15 protein-coding genes are annotated in these 14,677 nt (G+C 65.9%); 5 read left to right on the top strand and 10 right to left on the bottom strand.

The genetic code is table 11. From position 1 onward, the window contains the following. Positions 1 to 42 precede the first annotated feature (42 nt). The 4 genes from J2805_RS12275 to J2805_RS12260 form a co-directional block, all read right to left on the bottom strand. Complete coding sequence (locus J2805_RS12275; protein WP_309976513.1) at positions 43 to 1,155, bottom strand: 2-hydroxy-3-oxopropionate reductase; 1,113 nt, start codon at positions 1,153 to 1,155, stop codon at positions 43 to 45. Then, positions 1,044 to 1,844 carry a hydroxypyruvate isomerase family protein gene (locus J2805_RS12270; RefSeq protein WP_309976510.1) on the bottom strand — a complete coding sequence of 267 codons (801 nt, stop codon included), beginning with the start codon at positions 1,842 to 1,844 and terminating at the stop codon, positions 1,044 to 1,046. Before J2805_RS12270 ends, J2805_RS12275 begins: the two co-directional genes overlap by 112 nt. Positions 1,845 to 1,992: 148 nt before the next feature. After that, the gene (locus J2805_RS12265; RefSeq protein ID WP_309976507.1) at positions 1,993 to 2,892 is read right to left on the bottom strand and encodes a diacylglycerol kinase catalytic domain-containing protein; all 900 of its coding nucleotides are present in this window, start codon (positions 2,890 to 2,892) and stop codon (positions 1,993 to 1,995) included. 9 nt (positions 2,893 to 2,901) lie between these two features. Continuing rightward, positions 2,902 to 3,960: an SPFH domain-containing protein gene (locus J2805_RS12260; protein WP_309976505.1), complete on the bottom strand. Its 1,059-nt coding sequence runs from the start codon at positions 3,958 to 3,960 to the stop codon at positions 2,902 to 2,904. Positions 3,961 to 4,062: 102 nt separating this feature from the next. Between J2805_RS12260 and J2805_RS12255 the strand changes: the two genes are divergently transcribed. Together J2805_RS12255 and J2805_RS12250 are read left to right on the top strand one after the other, a co-directional pair. Then, positions 4,063 to 4,797: an NUDIX hydrolase gene (locus tag J2805_RS12255; protein ID WP_309976503.1), complete on the top strand. Its 735-nt coding sequence runs from the start codon at positions 4,063 to 4,065 to the stop codon at positions 4,795 to 4,797. 93 nt (positions 4,798 to 4,890) lie between these two features. After that, positions 4,891 to 5,748: a hypothetical protein gene (locus J2805_RS12250; protein ID WP_309976501.1), complete on the top strand. Its 858-nt coding sequence runs from the start codon at positions 4,891 to 4,893 to the stop codon at positions 5,746 to 5,748. Between the two features lie 127 nt (positions 5,749 to 5,875). Here the strand turns inward: J2805_RS12250 and J2805_RS12245 are convergent, their stop codons facing one another. The 3 genes from J2805_RS12245 to J2805_RS12235 all read right to left on the bottom strand — a co-directional run bounded on the left by J2805_RS12245 (position 5,876) and on the right by J2805_RS12235 (position 7,635). Further along, the gene (locus J2805_RS12245) at positions 5,876 to 6,052 is read right to left on the bottom strand and encodes a CsbD family protein (protein ID WP_309976499.1); all 177 of its coding nucleotides are present in this window, start codon (positions 6,050 to 6,052) and stop codon (positions 5,876 to 5,878) included. 167 nt (positions 6,053 to 6,219) lie between these two features. Next, positions 6,220 to 6,900: an SRPBCC family protein gene (locus J2805_RS12240; protein ID WP_309976497.1), complete on the bottom strand. Its 681-nt coding sequence runs from the start codon at positions 6,898 to 6,900 to the stop codon at positions 6,220 to 6,222. A 264-nt stretch (positions 6,901 to 7,164) separates the two neighbouring features. Beyond that, positions 7,165 to 7,635: a hypothetical protein gene (locus J2805_RS12235; protein WP_309976495.1), complete on the bottom strand. Its 471-nt coding sequence runs from the start codon at positions 7,633 to 7,635 to the stop codon at positions 7,165 to 7,167. Positions 7,636 to 8,016: 381 nt separating this feature from the next. Between J2805_RS12235 and J2805_RS12230 the strand changes: the two genes are divergently transcribed. After that, complete coding sequence (locus J2805_RS12230; protein WP_309976493.1) at positions 8,017 to 8,256, top strand: hypothetical protein; 240 nt, start codon at positions 8,017 to 8,019, stop codon at positions 8,254 to 8,256. Positions 8,257 to 8,405: 149 nt separating this feature from the next. Next, entirely contained in the window at positions 8,406 to 9,833 is a 1,428-nt protein-coding gene (locus J2805_RS12225) for a cation:dicarboxylate symporter family transporter (RefSeq protein WP_309976491.1), read from the top strand. Positions 9,834 to 9,882: 49 nt separating this feature from the next. Here J2805_RS12225 and J2805_RS12220 read toward each other — a convergent pair whose 3' ends face one another. Further along, complete coding sequence (locus J2805_RS12220; RefSeq protein WP_309976489.1) at positions 9,883 to 10,584, bottom strand: FMN-dependent NADH-azoreductase; 702 nt, start codon at positions 10,582 to 10,584, stop codon at positions 9,883 to 9,885. Positions 10,585 to 10,852: 268 nt separating this feature from the next. On the opposite strand from J2805_RS12220, the gene J2805_RS12215 reads away from it, so the two are divergent. Further along, positions 10,853 to 11,260 (top strand): winged helix-turn-helix transcriptional regulator, encoded by a 408-nt coding sequence (locus J2805_RS12215; protein WP_309976486.1) that lies wholly within the window; start codon positions 10,853 to 10,855, stop codon positions 11,258 to 11,260. Positions 11,261 to 11,327: 67 nt separating this feature from the next. On the opposite strand, the gene J2805_RS12210 is transcribed toward J2805_RS12215, so the two are convergent. Together J2805_RS12210 and J2805_RS12205 are read right to left on the bottom strand one after the other, a co-directional pair. Next, a complete protein-coding gene (locus tag J2805_RS12210) occupies positions 11,328 to 14,024 on the bottom strand; it encodes an exo-rhamnogalacturonan lyase family protein (protein WP_309976484.1) in 2,697 nt (898 codons plus the stop codon). Between the two features lie 232 nt (positions 14,025 to 14,256). Then, a complete protein-coding gene (locus tag J2805_RS12205) occupies positions 14,257 to 14,628 on the bottom strand; it encodes a VOC family protein (RefSeq protein ID WP_309976482.1) in 372 nt (123 codons plus the stop codon). Between the last annotated feature and the right edge of the window lie 49 nt (positions 14,629 to 14,677).

The raw sequence follows: 14,677 nt of genomic DNA, 5'->3' as shown, positions 1-14,677 counted from the left end.
ATCTCCGGTTTTGCTTGTTTTCCGGCTACTGCCGGAGGTGCTTTACTTCCGGCCGCTGAGCTGCAGGACCTGCTTGAAGAGTCCCGAGTGGTCCAGGCCGCCGTCGCCCTGGTTGACGGTGGCGGCGACGAGCTGTGCAACCAAGGCGCCGAGCGGGATGGCGACGTTGGCTTCGCGGGCGGCGGAGGTGACGATGCCCAGGTCCTTGTGGTGAAGGGCCAGGCGGAAGCCGGGGTCGAAGTTGCGGTCCAGCATCTTCTGGCCCTTCTGGTCCAGGACCTTGGAGCCGGCGAGGCCGCCTCCGAGGACCTTGAGGGCTGCGTCGGTGTCCACGCCGTAGGCCTCGAGGAAGGCGATGGCTTCGCCGAGGACCTCGATGTTGACGGCGACGATCAGCTGGTTGGCGGCCTTGACGGTCTGGCCGGAGCCGGACGGGCCGACGTGGACGATGGTCTTGCCGACGGCGTTCAGGACGTCCTGTGCTGCCTCGAAGTCTGCCGCGTCGCCACCCACCATGATGGAGAGGGCGGCGTCGATTGCGCCCTGTTCGCCGCCGGAGACCGGGGCGTCGAGCGGGCGGATGCCGGCTGCGACGGCCTCTTCGGAGAGGCGCTTGGCGACGTCGGGGCGGATGCTGGACGCGTCGATCCAGAGGGTGCCCTTCTTCGCGTTGGCGAAGACGCCGTCCTTGCCGCTGACTACACCCTCAACGTCGGGGGAGTCCGGGACCATGGTGATGACGACGTCGGCGTCCTTGACGGCGTCCGCGATGCTCGTGGCACCCTTGCCGCCTTCGGAGACGAGCTTGTCGATCTTGTCCTGGCTGCGGTTGAAGCCGGTGACGGTGTGGCCGGACTTGACCAGGTTGATGGCCATGGGCAGGCCCATGATTCCGAGTCCGATGACTGCAACGTTGCTCATAGTGGTTCTCTTTTCTGAAGTCTGTGGGTGGCTTACCCAACTAGGTCGCAGTAGGTGTCGTTTTGAGGGTTCTAAACGACATCTGCTGCTACTCAGTTGGGCGGGCGGGTCCTGGTGATTGGTTAGCGGGAAACGTGTTCGCGGATGGCCCAGCTGAACGCGGTCTCCGCCGGTTCCTTGTATTCGAGGCCGATGTAGCCCTCGTAGCCGAGTTCGCGGCTGCGGGCGATCCATTCGCCGAGGGGAAGCTCACCGGTTCCGGGAGCCCCGCGGCCGGGGTTGTCGGCGATCTGGATGTGGCCGAAGTTCTTCGCGTGCTTTTCGATGACGGTGGCGACGTCGTCCCCGTTCACTGCCAGGTGGTAGAAATCGGCGAGGAGTTTGATGTTCTCCGTGCCGGATTCCTCCTTGACCCGGGCAATGACGTTGAGGGCGTCCTGCGCCGTGAGGAGCGGGTACTTGGGGGCGCCGCTGACGGGTTCCAGCAGGACGGTGCCGCCGATGCGGGCGACGCCGGCAGCTGCTGCCGCGAGGTTTTCGGCGCCGATGGCGTCCTGCTTCTCGGCCGATTCCCCGTCAATGCGGTTGCCGTAGAGGGCGTTGAAGGCCTTGCAGCCGAGGCGCTCGCCGATGCCGGCGACAACGTCGATGTTGTCCTGGAATTCGGTGGAGCGTGCGGGCCAGGAGACCAGGCCGCGGTCACCTCCGGGCATGTTGCCGGCGTTGAAGTTCAGGCCGGTGAGCTGCACGCCGGCGTCGGTGATGGCCTTCTCGAACTCGGTGACCTGGGCGTCGGTGGGAACGGAGGTTTCGAAGGGCCACCAGAACTCGACGGCGTCAAAGCCGGCTGCCTTCGCAGCTGCCGGGCGCTCGAGCAGGGGCAGCTCCGTCAAGAGGATGGAGCAGTTCACTGTGTACGTCATCGTAGGTCCTTCCGAGGAGGGGCTTTGATCTAGCTTCCTATGCTTTTCGCTTCTTCGCGATCCGCTTCAAGATTCCGCTTTGTGGAAATTAGATTCTGCTTTATGAAAAGTGTAGGGAAGGGGAGGCTGCCGAGTCAAGGGGGCGCCGCTAAACCACCAGCCGCAGCGGCCGAGCCCCAAGCCCCACTTCGAGCTCCTGGCCCCACGAGGCAATCAGCCGGTCCCCCTCCATTCCGTCGCCGAACACCACCAGCTGGTCGGACGCCACCGTGACCCGCAACGATTCGCCGGATTCCAGCAATCCCTCGGTCAGGGAAGTGCCGGTGATCGGGGAGGGCCAGGCTTCGCGGACGAACCAGGCCAGGCGGGTATCCGTGGGACCGGGCAGGGCCCGTCCGCCGCGTTCCAGGGCGATCGATGCGCACCATCCGGTGGCTCCGGTCCCGGTGGAAACGATCATGCCGGAGGAGGACTGCCGCTCCGACCGGCCGTCGGGCAGCGCCAGTCGGTACCGTGCAGACTGGTGGGACGTGTGCCCGATGAACACTTCGTTGAGTCCCGAAAGTTCCTGCCCGTCGTCGAGCCTGGCTGTCACGGTGGTCAGCTGGTGACAGCTCAGCTGCTCCGGCCGCCCTGCAGCGCCGAGCCGCTGCAGTAGCGCGGCGGCGGCTTCCGGGGAGTGCCGGACCAGGATGCCCGGGTTTACGCCGGGCTCGGGATCGATACCGATGACAGGCTGGCCGTTGAGGTACTTGGCCATGTTGGCTACGAGGCCATCCTGTCCCACGACCGCGATGACGTCGTCCGCAGTGAACAGGAACCGGCTGAGGTCCGCCCGTTCCACCTCAGCCTGGCGCCACTCGCCGGGAACGGCGGCGCGGACGGAAGCCAATGCCGCTTCCAGCCGGTCGTTCCGCTCCTGCACTTCTGCGATGGTGCGGCCGCGTGTGCGGAGGAAGAACTCTGCCTGGCCCCGCGTCGCATGCCGGTCCAGGAGCTCCTGAAGCTCGGTGCGTCTCCGGACAATCACAAGGCGCTGGTTAGCCATGGCAGGGACCTACTTGCCGGCGCCGCTGGCGGAGGCGCCTGCTGCGCCGGCCGTGCCGCCGGCTGTCAGGGCGCCGGGCGCCCGGAGCAGGCCGGCCAGTGCTCCGCTGAGCAGGTCGGGCGTGATGGTCAGGTTGCCGATGTTCGGCAGCTTTCCCGCGGCCTCGCGCAGTGCAAGCGCCAGGAGGGTGGACTGTTCCATGTCGCGGTAAACCGCCATGGCCGCTGCTTCCTGGGCCGCCCTTGCCTCGCCCAGTTGACGGAGCCGGTTGGCTTCCGCCGCTGAGGTGATGCCCAGCTGCTCCGCTGATCCCCGCGTTTGGATGAGCCCTGCGGCCGCCTTCTCCTCCGCTTGGCGCCGCGCGTTGGCGCCTTCCTGGGCCACCAGGTGTTCGCGTCGGGTGGCCAGTTCGATCTGGCTTGCCATCTCGTTCTCGGAAATCGTCCGTTCACTTTCGACGGCGAGTGCCCGGCGTTCGTACATTGCGCGGTCGGCCTCCGCCTGGAGCTGTTCGCGTACGGGCGTCTGCAGGGCGCGTTCGACGTCGGACTCGGGGCGGACGGCGAGCACCTGCACTCCGAGGATTTCGATGCCGGTGGACAGCAATCGGGTGTCCGCCCGCAGCGCTTCGGTGAGGATGGCGCGGAGCTGGCTCACGCCCCGTTCCAGGGCCTCGGAGAGTGTGGTGGTGGCGATCTGGTCGATGGCGTGGCTCTGGCACAGCTGGCCGATGATGGTGGCCACCTGCTCCCGGCCGGCAGCCGGTGCCCTCCGGGCGGGCTCGAGGCCGAAGTCCAGGCGGGTGGACACGGCCACCGGGTCGATGAACCGGTAGGTCACATTGGCCTGCACGCTGACGTCCTGGTGATCGCGGGTGATGGCGTGGAAAAGCGTGGGCAGTTCCTGGTCATCCACCGGAACCTCGCTCAGGACGGAGTTGGCGGGGCGGTACCAGAACGCCTGCCCCACCCCCTGATGCTTCACCGTTCCCTTCTGCAGGTGGACAACGTAACCGGTGGGGCTGCCCAGGAAGTGGTTGATCCAGGGGTAGCGCTTAATGCTGGCCATGGGATTCTCCTTACGAAAGTTATCGTCAATTTGACGATAACAAAACAATATGACGGTCGAGGAATTATTGTCAATCTGACGATAATTCCCTAGGATGAGGTCATGCCTGAATCGCCGACAGCCCCCGCGCTCTTCCCGGTGACTGTCGACGTCGTCGCCCTCACCGTGCGGAACGACACCCTGAACGTCCTGCTTATTACCCGGCTGATCGACCCTTTCCGGGGCATGCTGGCCCTGCCCGGCGGCTTCGTGCTGGCCGGCGAGGACCTCCCGACGGCGGCTAGCCGCGAACTCGCGGAGGAAACCGGCGTCGAACGCATCCCCGGGCACCTCGAGCAGCTGGCGAGCTACGGGCCCAAGGGCCGGGACCCTCGCGGGGACGTCCTGACGGTCGCCCATTTGCTCCTGGCGCCGGACTTTCCGGTGCTGTCGGCGGGCAGCGACGCGGAGCGCGCGGACTGGTATCCGGTGGACAAAGTGCTCGACGGCGGACTGCAGCTGGCGTTCGACCATCGGCGTATCTTCGAGGATGCTCTTGAACGGGCGAAATCGAAGCTTGAATACTCGCCGCTGGGGGCTGCCTTCTGCGGCGAGGAGTTCACCATCGCCCAGCTGCGTGGCGTGTATGAGGCGGTCTGGGGCACTCGCCTTGACCCCCGGAATTTTCACCGGAAGGCTACCGGCACTCCCGGTTTCCTGGAGGACACCGGGCGGATAACGGCCGGTGACGCCGGCCGGCCAGCTGCGCTGTTCCGGCTGGTGGAGGCTGCCCGCCCGGCGGCGGGCCAGCCAGGCCGGGTGGTTCTCAACCCTCCGCTGATGCGACCGCGGGACTGAAATGCCCACTCGCCGGGAAGGGCTGTTGGGCCCGACCGGAAAGCCCTACTCTAGAGCCGTAAGTATGCTTCTTATCTTGAAGGGGTGGTTCTGGTGGGAAAAGTACCGGTTCTTGGGTTGGCGGCAGCGGCGGTCCTGGCGCTGGCAGCGTGCACGGGCGGAGGCGGTTCGCCAAGCCCAACGGCTACAACCACCACCACTGAGGCGGCCCAGGACAAGGTGTACAGCGAGGACGAGTTGCGCGAGCTGATTTCGGGCATGCGGGATGCGGACGGCAACGAACTGAAGCTCTACTCCAAGGACCAGGTTGACCAGGGCGGGCGCATTGCAAACCTGCTGATGAGCGCCGCGACGACCGATCCCGAGGACTGCAAGTCGATTGCCACTGCGGGCCTCCTCGACACCGTTGAAAACGGAGACGTCGCCGTCGCCATTTCTGAAAGCCAGCAGCCGCGCACGGTCTCCGCACAGTCCAGCGGCGAGGGCCCGGACGCCGTCGCGCTCCTTCGGGACGTGAGCGGCAAGATGGGCCAGTGCGACACCTTCACCCTTAACGTGCTGGGGCAGCGGTACGAAGTCGCCAGCAAGGAACTGGAAGCGACAACGGACGCCGAGGAGACCTTTGGCACCATCAGCACGCGTGGGACGGGAACTACGGACATGCTGATGCAGGTCTCGGCCGCGGAAGGCAGGCTCCTTGTTGTTGCCACGAAGGGTGGCGCCAACCTGGGCGATGTCGACCAGCGGGAGCTGGAGGAGACGATCAACAAGGTCCTGCAGAAGGCCGAAGGCGGAACGGAAAGTGCCAGCCCGACGTCCACTGTTACCGTCTCGCCCACCGATACGGCCACGGTCACCGTGACCCCCACGGAATCGCCGACGCCGACGGAAACGGAGTCGGAGAACGGCACCACTTCGTCGCCGTCGCCTACGTCCACCGTCAGCCCGTAGCCGTCGTTTGATCGACGCCGGCGGCCAGGCAGGCCGCCGGCAGGCAGTTAGGCCAGGCAGCCTGCCGGCGCCGGCCACAAGGAATGGGTGGCTCCCGAGGGAACCACCCATTCCTTGTGGCCGGTTATTAGTGCCGCTTGAAGGCGTGCCGAATCCTTTCGCCGGCCTGCTTGAGGTCGGCTTTGAACTCGTGGCCCTTGCCTTCGGCCCTCATCCGGTAATTGCCGCTGGCCTCGCCGGCGGTTTTCTTGCCTTTGCCGTGAAGTTTCTCCGCGGCGTTGTGGATCCTGTCACCCAAACCCATTGCGGTCCTCCTCGTGGTGCGGCCGAAACGGCGGGTTTGCCGCAGATGCCGACACACTTAAATTGTAGAAAGGAACGGCCTCCGCGGAACGGTCTCCAGGCAAATGATCTGCTGGACGGCCGCCTTCATCAGGACTGGTGGGCCGGGGCCGGTTCCGTCGATGGTGCTCAGTGCTGGCCCAGCCCGCCTCCCATTGGCGGGAGGTAGCCCTTGTTGCGGTCCTGCTCGTGCTTGCGCTCCGCGGCGCTGTAGTTTTCGCCGTCCGCTGTCTCGTCGGACTCGCCCTCGAGATCGACCAGTCCGCTGGTCTGGTCGAAGGGATGGGCGAACCGGTCGTACACCGGGCTGGCCCCGGTTGCCGGGGCCTCGGCTGGGGCGGCGGCGGATTCTTCGGCGCCGGGAACTGAGCCCGGACGCTCGCCTGCTGCCCGGTCTTCGTGCTCGATGAACTCCTTGAACTTCTTGAGGTCGTGCTCGGCCTGGCGGCCCACGATGTGGAGCAGGTCGCCCACCGTCTCCACCACACCCTCAGGCTGGTACTCCAACGTGAGCTTCAGCGAAGTCCTGCCGCCGCCTGCGTCCTCGAAGTCGACGGCCCCGGAATTAGTCGCGCCCGAGGTTGCCGCCCAGGCCACCCGCCGGTCCGGAACCAGCTCCAGAATCGTGGCCTCCCATTCCCGGCGGACGCCTGCGATGTGGGCTATCCATTTCAGGCGATCGTCGCTGAGTCGGGTGACGCTCTCCACACCGCCCATGAAATGCGGGAACTCCTCGAACCGGATCCATTGGCCGTAGGCCGTGCTCACCGGAACGTTGACCAGAATTTGCTTTTCAACTGTCGTGCTCACAGCATCTCCTTCGACTGGAACCGAAGCTGATGAAGAGACGTGCAGGTCATCAGCAGGCTCAACATAACGCCGCCATAGCCATGCTGACAGAGGCAAAGTGACCGAATTTCAGCCAGCGTGCCGGCCCCGGCGGGGCCCACACTCGATGAAGGGCCGGGGCTTCGCTCTAAGAAGAGCCAGCGCCACAAGAAAGAGCCAGGGGCGGCGTGCCCCTGGCTCCAGGATGCGCAGATCCATTGAGCGGATCAGATGCGCGGAACGCGGTTAGCGGATGGTTGCGACGTCGCTCCTTTCCCACTTGGTCCAGTCAGACCAGTTGTGGCCGCTCTTCACCCGGAAGGAGACCTCGTGGTAAACGCGATCCTTGCCGCGATCCCTGTCGATCCTTTCCTTCTTGCTCACGGTGACCTTGTCATCGTGCCTGTCGAAGTACTTCGTCCATGAAGTGGTATCGCCGAGCTTGTCATCGCGCCCGTGCCGGTCCTTTTCAAAGCGCTTCTGGCGGACTTCCACGGTCTTGTTGCCGTTGCAGTCGATCTTGATCTTGAACTCCGCGTAGTTCCTCCCCGCGTCTGTCGGCTTCAGCGGGTTCACGGTACAACCGCGAAGCGACGTTGAAGCGTCAGCCGGTATGGCCAGTGCAACAGGTCCTCCAATAAGACCCAGTGAAACAGCCGAAATCAGGGCGAAACGGGTTCCGACGGGGCGGGATTTGGTTGGGGTGGTTGTGGACATTTGTTTTGCTCCTAGAAGGATGCGAGTGGATCATTTTCGGGCAGAACTGTCCGGCCGCGATAACACTCCCCTGTGCAGCGGCAACCAGTTTCAACCCTTTTTTCAAACAGCACTCCCGGCCTCCGCGGGGGCTTAACTCCGGACGATGCTCACTGCATTTTCGTGGCCCGGTAGTACAATCCTGCGCCTGCTTTGGCCCCAGCGCTAGGGAAGATGTTCCCCCTTTTGAGGGTATTTTTGTGAGTCAGGCAACCCGGTATGACGCGGCCTAACAGGCGGAAATCCAGTCACTCCAGCAACGCAAGCGAATAGGGTGAAGTTACCGCCGGAGCCAACGGACCGGAGGAACGAGACCGAACAAACCGAACGAAAGGTGCCGCCATGACCGACCCCAAGGAAGCAGCAACCGATCCGGCTGATCTGATCGGCCCCGGTGATCCCGACGCCGTCGACAAGCAGCCCCGCCCGGAGCAGGGCGCGGCCGCGAACATCCGGGAGGAACAGCAGACGCAGGCGGCCGGCACCGTTCCGGCGTCGTACCTCGGCAGCGGCGAGCCCGAGGCGGAGCAGAAACCGGAGGATGCGGCCAAGGACGCCGGCACCTGGGATGACGAGGTCTAGCCCCGGCGCGGCCCGGACGGCGGTTCTTTCCATCTTGCGGTTAAACAATTCCGCAGTACGGATTTAGCCTGCCCGAAACACGGGGACCCTAGCGTTGCCAATGACCTGAGGCGTCCAGCGCGCCTTTTCCCTGTTGATTGGCAGCCCTGATGAAATTTCCCCCGCCCGCCCCGGCACCGAACCCAGCGAACCTAGCAAGCACAGCCCCGGCACCCAAGAAGCCGCTCTACAAGTCGCTCTTCTTCCAGATCCTCGTGGCCGTAGGCCTGGGCATCGGGATCGGCCACTTCTGGCCCGACCTCGGCTCGGCCCTTCGGCCGCTGGGCGACGGCTTTATCCAGCTCATCAAAATGATCATCGCCCCGCTGATCTTCCTGGTGATCGTCACCGGAATCTCGGCTGTAGGCGATGTGAAGGCCGTGGGCCGCGTTGGCGTGAAGGCGCTGCTGTACTTCACCGGTGCCACGCTCTTCGCCCTGGTGTTCGGGCTGGTGGTGGGCAACATCGTTCAGCCAGGCGCCGGCCTGAACATCGATCCCAACTCGCTGTCCCAGGACGCCCTCAACGCCAAGACCGGCACGGCCCCACCCAAGGACGCCGGCGCGTTCCTGCTGGGCATCATCCCCACCAGCGTGGTGGGTGCCTTCGCCTCCAACAGCCTGCTGCAGGTGCTGTGCTTCTCCGTCTTTTTCGGGGCGGCCATCGTGGTGGTGGGCCGTGAGCGCTGCCTGCCCGTGGTGAACCTGCTGGAGACGGTGCTGGAGCTGTTCTTCAAGATCATGGGCTGGGTGATGCGTGTTGCCCCGGTGGGCGCCTTCGGTGCCATGGCGTTCATCATCGGCCAGTACGGCCTCGGTTCGCTGAGCACCTACGCCCTGCTGATCGCCGCCTGCTACGGCGCCGCCATCGTCTTCATCGCGCTGCTGTTCGTCGTTGCCTGGGTGTACCCGCGGGTTCCGCTGTGGCAGTTCATCAAGTACAGCCGCGAGGAGTTCCTGCTGGCGCTCGGCACGGCGTCCACCGAGTCCGTGCTGCCGCGCATCATGACCAAGCTGACCAACGCCGGCTGCTCCCGTGCCACCACCGGCCTGGTTGTGCCCACCGGTTACTCGTTCAACCTCGACGGCGCCGCGCTCTACCTGTCCATTTCCCTGCTGTTCCTGGCCCAGGCATTCGGCCACAACCTCGACCTGGGCCAGCAGCTTGCCGCCCTGGGCATCCTGATGCTCACGTCCAAGGGCATGGCCGGCGTTCCCGGATCGGCCTTCCTGGCGCTCTCGGCCACCGCCGGCGCCCTGGGCATCTTCCCCGTGGCCGGCGTTGCCCTGCTGCTCGGCGCCGACCGCCTGATGGACTCCATGCGCGTCTCAGTGAACCTGCTGGGGAACTGCGTGGCCACGTTCGTGGTGGCTAAGTGGGAGGGCCAGTTCGACCGCGAAGCCATGCTCCGGGCTTTCCGCGGGGAAATCACCGAAGGTGCTGAAAGCGACGTCACTGAAAGCGAAATCGCTGAAGGCACGACGGCGGACGGCCCGCCTGAGGTGCCGTCCGCCGTCGTGCCTGCGGGCTTGCGGTAGGACGTTCCAAGACGGCTGAAGCCGAGGCGGTGCGTTAGCCGGCGGTGCCTCAGTTGCTGACCGGTTGCAGGACGCCTTCCCGGAGCCGGGCCGAGAACCCGATGGCGTGCGCCGCCAGTTCCGCTTCGGCTTCCCGGCGGGAGCGCCCGACGTCGGCGTTCAGCACTGTGGGGGCAAAGCGGACATGGGTGGCGCCGGTGATGCCGACGAAGTTCAGCCAGTCCGCGAAGAAGGTGCTGCTGAAGTCCTGGCCGAACGCGGGGGCGACTCCGGGGGAGTAGACGCCGCTGGTGTGGATGGCCAGGGCGTGCTTGCCGTCCATCAGCCCGGTGTAGCCGGCTGCGGGGTCGAACCCGAAGCTCCAGCCGGGCTGGGTGACGATGTCGATCCACTGTTTGAGGGCGTATGGCACCCCCGCGTTCCACATCGGGATGTTGAAGACGTAAGCGTCGGCCGCCGAAAACCGGTCAAAAACGGCGCGGGCGTCGGACCAGGACTGCAGCTCCTCCGGAGTCTGGTCCCGGCCGGAGAACACGGCCATCTTGGCGCCGGCGGCAGTGGTTCCGAACTCCGGAAGGGCGCCGGCGTCGAACAGGTTCAGGGTGTCGACCTCAAAGGCGGCCCCTTCGATGGCATCGCCTTCAAGATCTGCGCCGGCCGCCTGTACTTCGGAGATGAAGTGGCGGGCAAGCAGCAGTGAGTCGCTGTGGTCCCCGCGCGGGGAGGCATTGATGTGGAGGATCCTGGGCATGGCAGGCCTTTCGTCGGCACGGTAGGTCGGTTTGGTTCGTGTTCTGCGGCGGTGGCTGGTGCCGCCGCGGTTCCGATCCTTTCCCGGCCGGGACTGGCAGCGTAAGAACGCACTTTGGACTGCCTAGGGAACCCCGGGGTGCCCGCCCGCTGACCGTTCCCCGTTTGTTACGGCGGTTTCGATGCGACGGGCGGACCACGCCGGTGCGCCACTAGGCTGGTGCCGCGGCAACGCGACAGGACAACCGGCATCAGGGGAATTTGGGGCGATGACTCTCACAGCGGACCAGAAACGGCAGGCGGCACAGACGCACTATGCGGAGGGACTGGGACTGTGCCCTGCACGCCAGCTCCTCGAGACCATCAGCAGCAAGTGGGTCACCCTGGTGATGCTGGAGCTGGCCGACGGGCAACTCCGGCACAGCGAGCTGCGCCGGCGGATTCCCGGAGCCAGCCAGAAAATGCTCACGTCCACCCTGCGCTCGCTGGAGCGGGACGGCCTGGTGACCCGGCTGCTCACCCTGTCCGTGCCTGTCCGCACCGACTACGAGCTCACGCCGCTGGGGCACTCCCTCCTGGCTGTTATTCACGGGATGAAGGAATGGGCGGACCACAACATGGACCAGGTGGAGGAAGCCCGCGGGAACTACGACAGCAGGCGAACCAGCGCCGGCTGACCAGCCGTGTTACCTGCCGGACCGGCCCGTCGCCGAGCAGGCCGGCCTGCCCGGCGGACCAGCCCACTCAGTGCGCGGGCTGGAGTGCCGGGAGGTGTTCCCCGATCAGGGCCAGGTTCTGGATCACCGCGAGTCCGAACTGCGAGGCGTCGTTGGTGGACACCGTCGGCGCTTCGTCAACGGACGCCAGGACGTACGGCGGTTCGATCTTCCGCAGCGTGAACGCCGACCCGTGGTTGAGGTGTTCGCCGCCTTCCGCGAAGCTGTCCCATGCCCGGCGTGCGAGCCCGGAATTGCCGGTGCGGCCAGCAGCGTAGGCGGAGAGCCGGCTGTGGGCCTGCGTCAGGTAGACGCCGTCCAGCGGCTGGCCCACCTCGGCAATCTGCTCCTCCTCCGGGGCCAGGAACAGCCGGCAGTATTGCAGCCAGGCACGTTCAAACGCGGAGTCCTGCACCAGTTCGACCAGCTCGCTGCAGATCTCCACCAGCCCGAACACGGCGGAAAGGTGCGAGACCTGGATCCGTTCGCGCCCGGCGTCGAACCTCCCGGTGTCCAGGTTGTACAGCGCCTCTCCGGTGAGGAAACCGTATTTCAGGGCGCCGATGTCCGCCATGGTTCCCAGCAGCCGGTCCCGGGAACGGGGATTGCCGGTCCGTTCCCAGTCCGTGAGCCAGGTGGCGGCCAGCGATCCCCAGTCCGTGCCGAGCCCCACACCGAGGGCGTTCCGCTCCGGCCGGTAGGTGGCACTGTCCGGGCGGACCTTGCGGACGGGGTCCAGGCCAAGGAAATTCTGGTCGCTGTCCACGAGTTCGGCGAGCAGGTCGCCGGTGCGTTCGTCTGCCGTCAGATAGTAGTAGAAGCGCCGGTAGGCGGGATTGCTGATGCGCAGCTGCTTGGCGCTGCAGCCCCAGTGCTGCACGTTGTGGCGGGAGCCCAGTCCGCGCCACTCGCCCAGATGGTAGACGTCCACCTCGCCGGTGTGCCGGGTCATCGCCTCGGCGAAGCGGAAGACGTCGGCGCGGCCGGACCGCAGGTACATGTACCAGAGCCACAGGTCCGGCGAAAGTTCTGAGTTGTCCCAGGCGTACCCGCCCACGTCGTAGCGCCAGGTGTGCCGGTCGAAGTCGTAGGTGTGCATGACGTCGCCGAAGTTCCAAAACCCGTACCAGCGCCGCTGCTCCACCTGGCCGGCGTAGAAGTCGAAGAGGAAGTCCAGTCTGTCCTCCATTCCGGCGCGCTCCGGCGTGCTGCGGTCCACGGGTGCCCAGTCGCCGAAGACCCTGACCGAATGCAGGTATTCAGGGGTGGCCTGCAGCAGCGCCGGTGCCGATGCGGTGGCGGCATCGGCTGCGAGGGATGCGGTGTCCGGGGTCGCCTCGTAGGCAAACAGGGTGAGCTCGTGGGTGCGGGCGATGCCGTGGGGATTGCCGAACCCCGGCTCGTAGTCCTCATAGGTGATCTCCAGGCCTTCAAGCTGGTCCTCAAACGTGTCCTGGCCCAGACCGTCGTGGTAGAAACGCAGGTCCATGGGCTGTGCCTCGGGGGAATACAGCCAGGCCGTCACCGAAGCCAGGTCCGTGGCCGCACCCCGGATGTCCAGCTGGACCGGGTGGGATTGCCAGAAGTTGCGGACGCCGATGCCGAAGCCGCCGCGGGGATCGCTGAGCGAACAGAAGCCCTCGGCCCGCGTGCCGCCGGAGATTCCCACCCAGCCGTGGCCTGCGCCGGTCCGCTTGCGGAGCTCGAAGCCGTCCGCGCTCAGCTGGCTCAGGGTGTAATCGTTCCAGGCCGGGATCAGGTGCAGCCGTTTGGACACCAGATCGCTCCATTCCTCCAGGGGCGGGGTTAGCTGTCCCTCGACCTGGGCACGCCGGACGGCCTCGCCGGGGTCGCGGCGCAGGCCGGTGAGGCCGCGCACCGCTTCGCTGAGGAAACCGCCGTCGGCCCCTGCCATGCGCACATGCCGGTCGTGCAGCTGTCCCTCCAGCGGCACCGTGAAGCGGACGCCGAGGCCGGCGAGGAAGTCACGCTCGGGGTCGCCGTCCCAGATGAACGAGTGGACCATCCGGACGCTGCGGGCACCGGCGTGGAAGTGGAACCGGACCACGAACGGCAGCCAGCTGCGGCGTCCCTCTTCGACGGCAGAGCCGTCCACGTTGTCCGGCCGGTGAGCGCCTTCCAGCCGCACCACGGCGCGGACGGTACCGCTTTGTTCAAGCACGACGGCGGTTACCTCACCGGTGAATCCCTCCCGGCTGATGCTGCCGGGTCCGTCGGGAATGCCGTCCTGGCGCAGGCTGACCAGCCTGCCGTCGCAGGCTACGGGCACACCGCCGCGGGACAGGGTGGTGAAGAGGGCGGAACTTCGGCGGCTGATGACCATTTCCAGTGCGCCGGTGGAGACTGTGACGGCGTCGTCCGATTCGGTCACGGCGACCTGCGGCGTCGGCTCAAACTGGGGCGAGGACTCGGGCTCCGGTGAGCCGCTCATCTCCGGCGAGGCGCCGCCGTCGGACGTTACCCGGTAGTGCCCGGAGGGTGCGTCGGTGGCCGGCAGGGCGATGCCGGCCCACTTCAGCGAGCCGTCCGGCCAGGTTGCCAGCGGCCAGGCCTGGGAGGGGACGGGCCGGCCGTCCGCGTCCGCGACAGAGATTTCGCCGACGCCGGACACGGAGCCGCGCTCGAAGGGCATGCCCCAGGTGGTGCCGCCGGACAGTCCGGCCGGAGCCCCGCCGTCGAGCCAGTTGAGCGTTGTTTCGGTCATCGCTTGGTATCTCCTTCGACACGCATGGGTTTTTGGCTTCGAGGCCGGCATCCCCGCGGTTGTATCGTTTCAAAAACGCCAGAACATCGCACGGCGCAGCATTCTGGATGAGGGTGAGGTTGGTTCGGAAACCGCTTTCCGATCATTTCTAACAGTCGCCGACGGAGTAAGTCAACGACTGTTAGGCGCTTTTGAGGTCTAAGTGTGCTGCTAATCGGCTGTGCCGGGCTCTTTAGTCGCCGTCATTGCGGCCAGCGGTGTCAATGACGCAGAAGCGGTTGCCCTCGGGGTCGGCCATGATTACGTAGTCCGCGTCCGCTGGCCGTTTGCTCCACTCGACGCGGGTGGCGCCCAGGCCCAGAAGCCGCTGAACCTCGCCGCTTTGGTCCTCCGTGTACAGGTCCAGGTGGATGCGCGGCGGGATGTGCACCGTAGATGGCACGCGGTCCAGCGAGATGCAGGTGCCTTTACCGTCCGGCGACTGGAGGATTACAAAATCGTCCTCCGGCGCATGCCGCGGAACGAAACCGAGGGCGGCCTGCCAAAAGGCCATCTGGCGCTGGAGGTCATCAACGCGGATCACGATCGAACCAATGCTCAGCATCCGGCCAAGCTACACCGATGGGGGCATAGCAATCAGCAACATCCGTGCG

It is taken from the genome of Arthrobacter oryzae (assembly GCF_031454875.1).
GTDB classification, from domain to species: domain Bacteria; phylum Actinomycetota; class Actinomycetes; order Actinomycetales; family Micrococcaceae; genus Arthrobacter; species Arthrobacter oryzae_D.
This window is presented reverse-complemented; position numbering and strand designations above follow the sequence as displayed.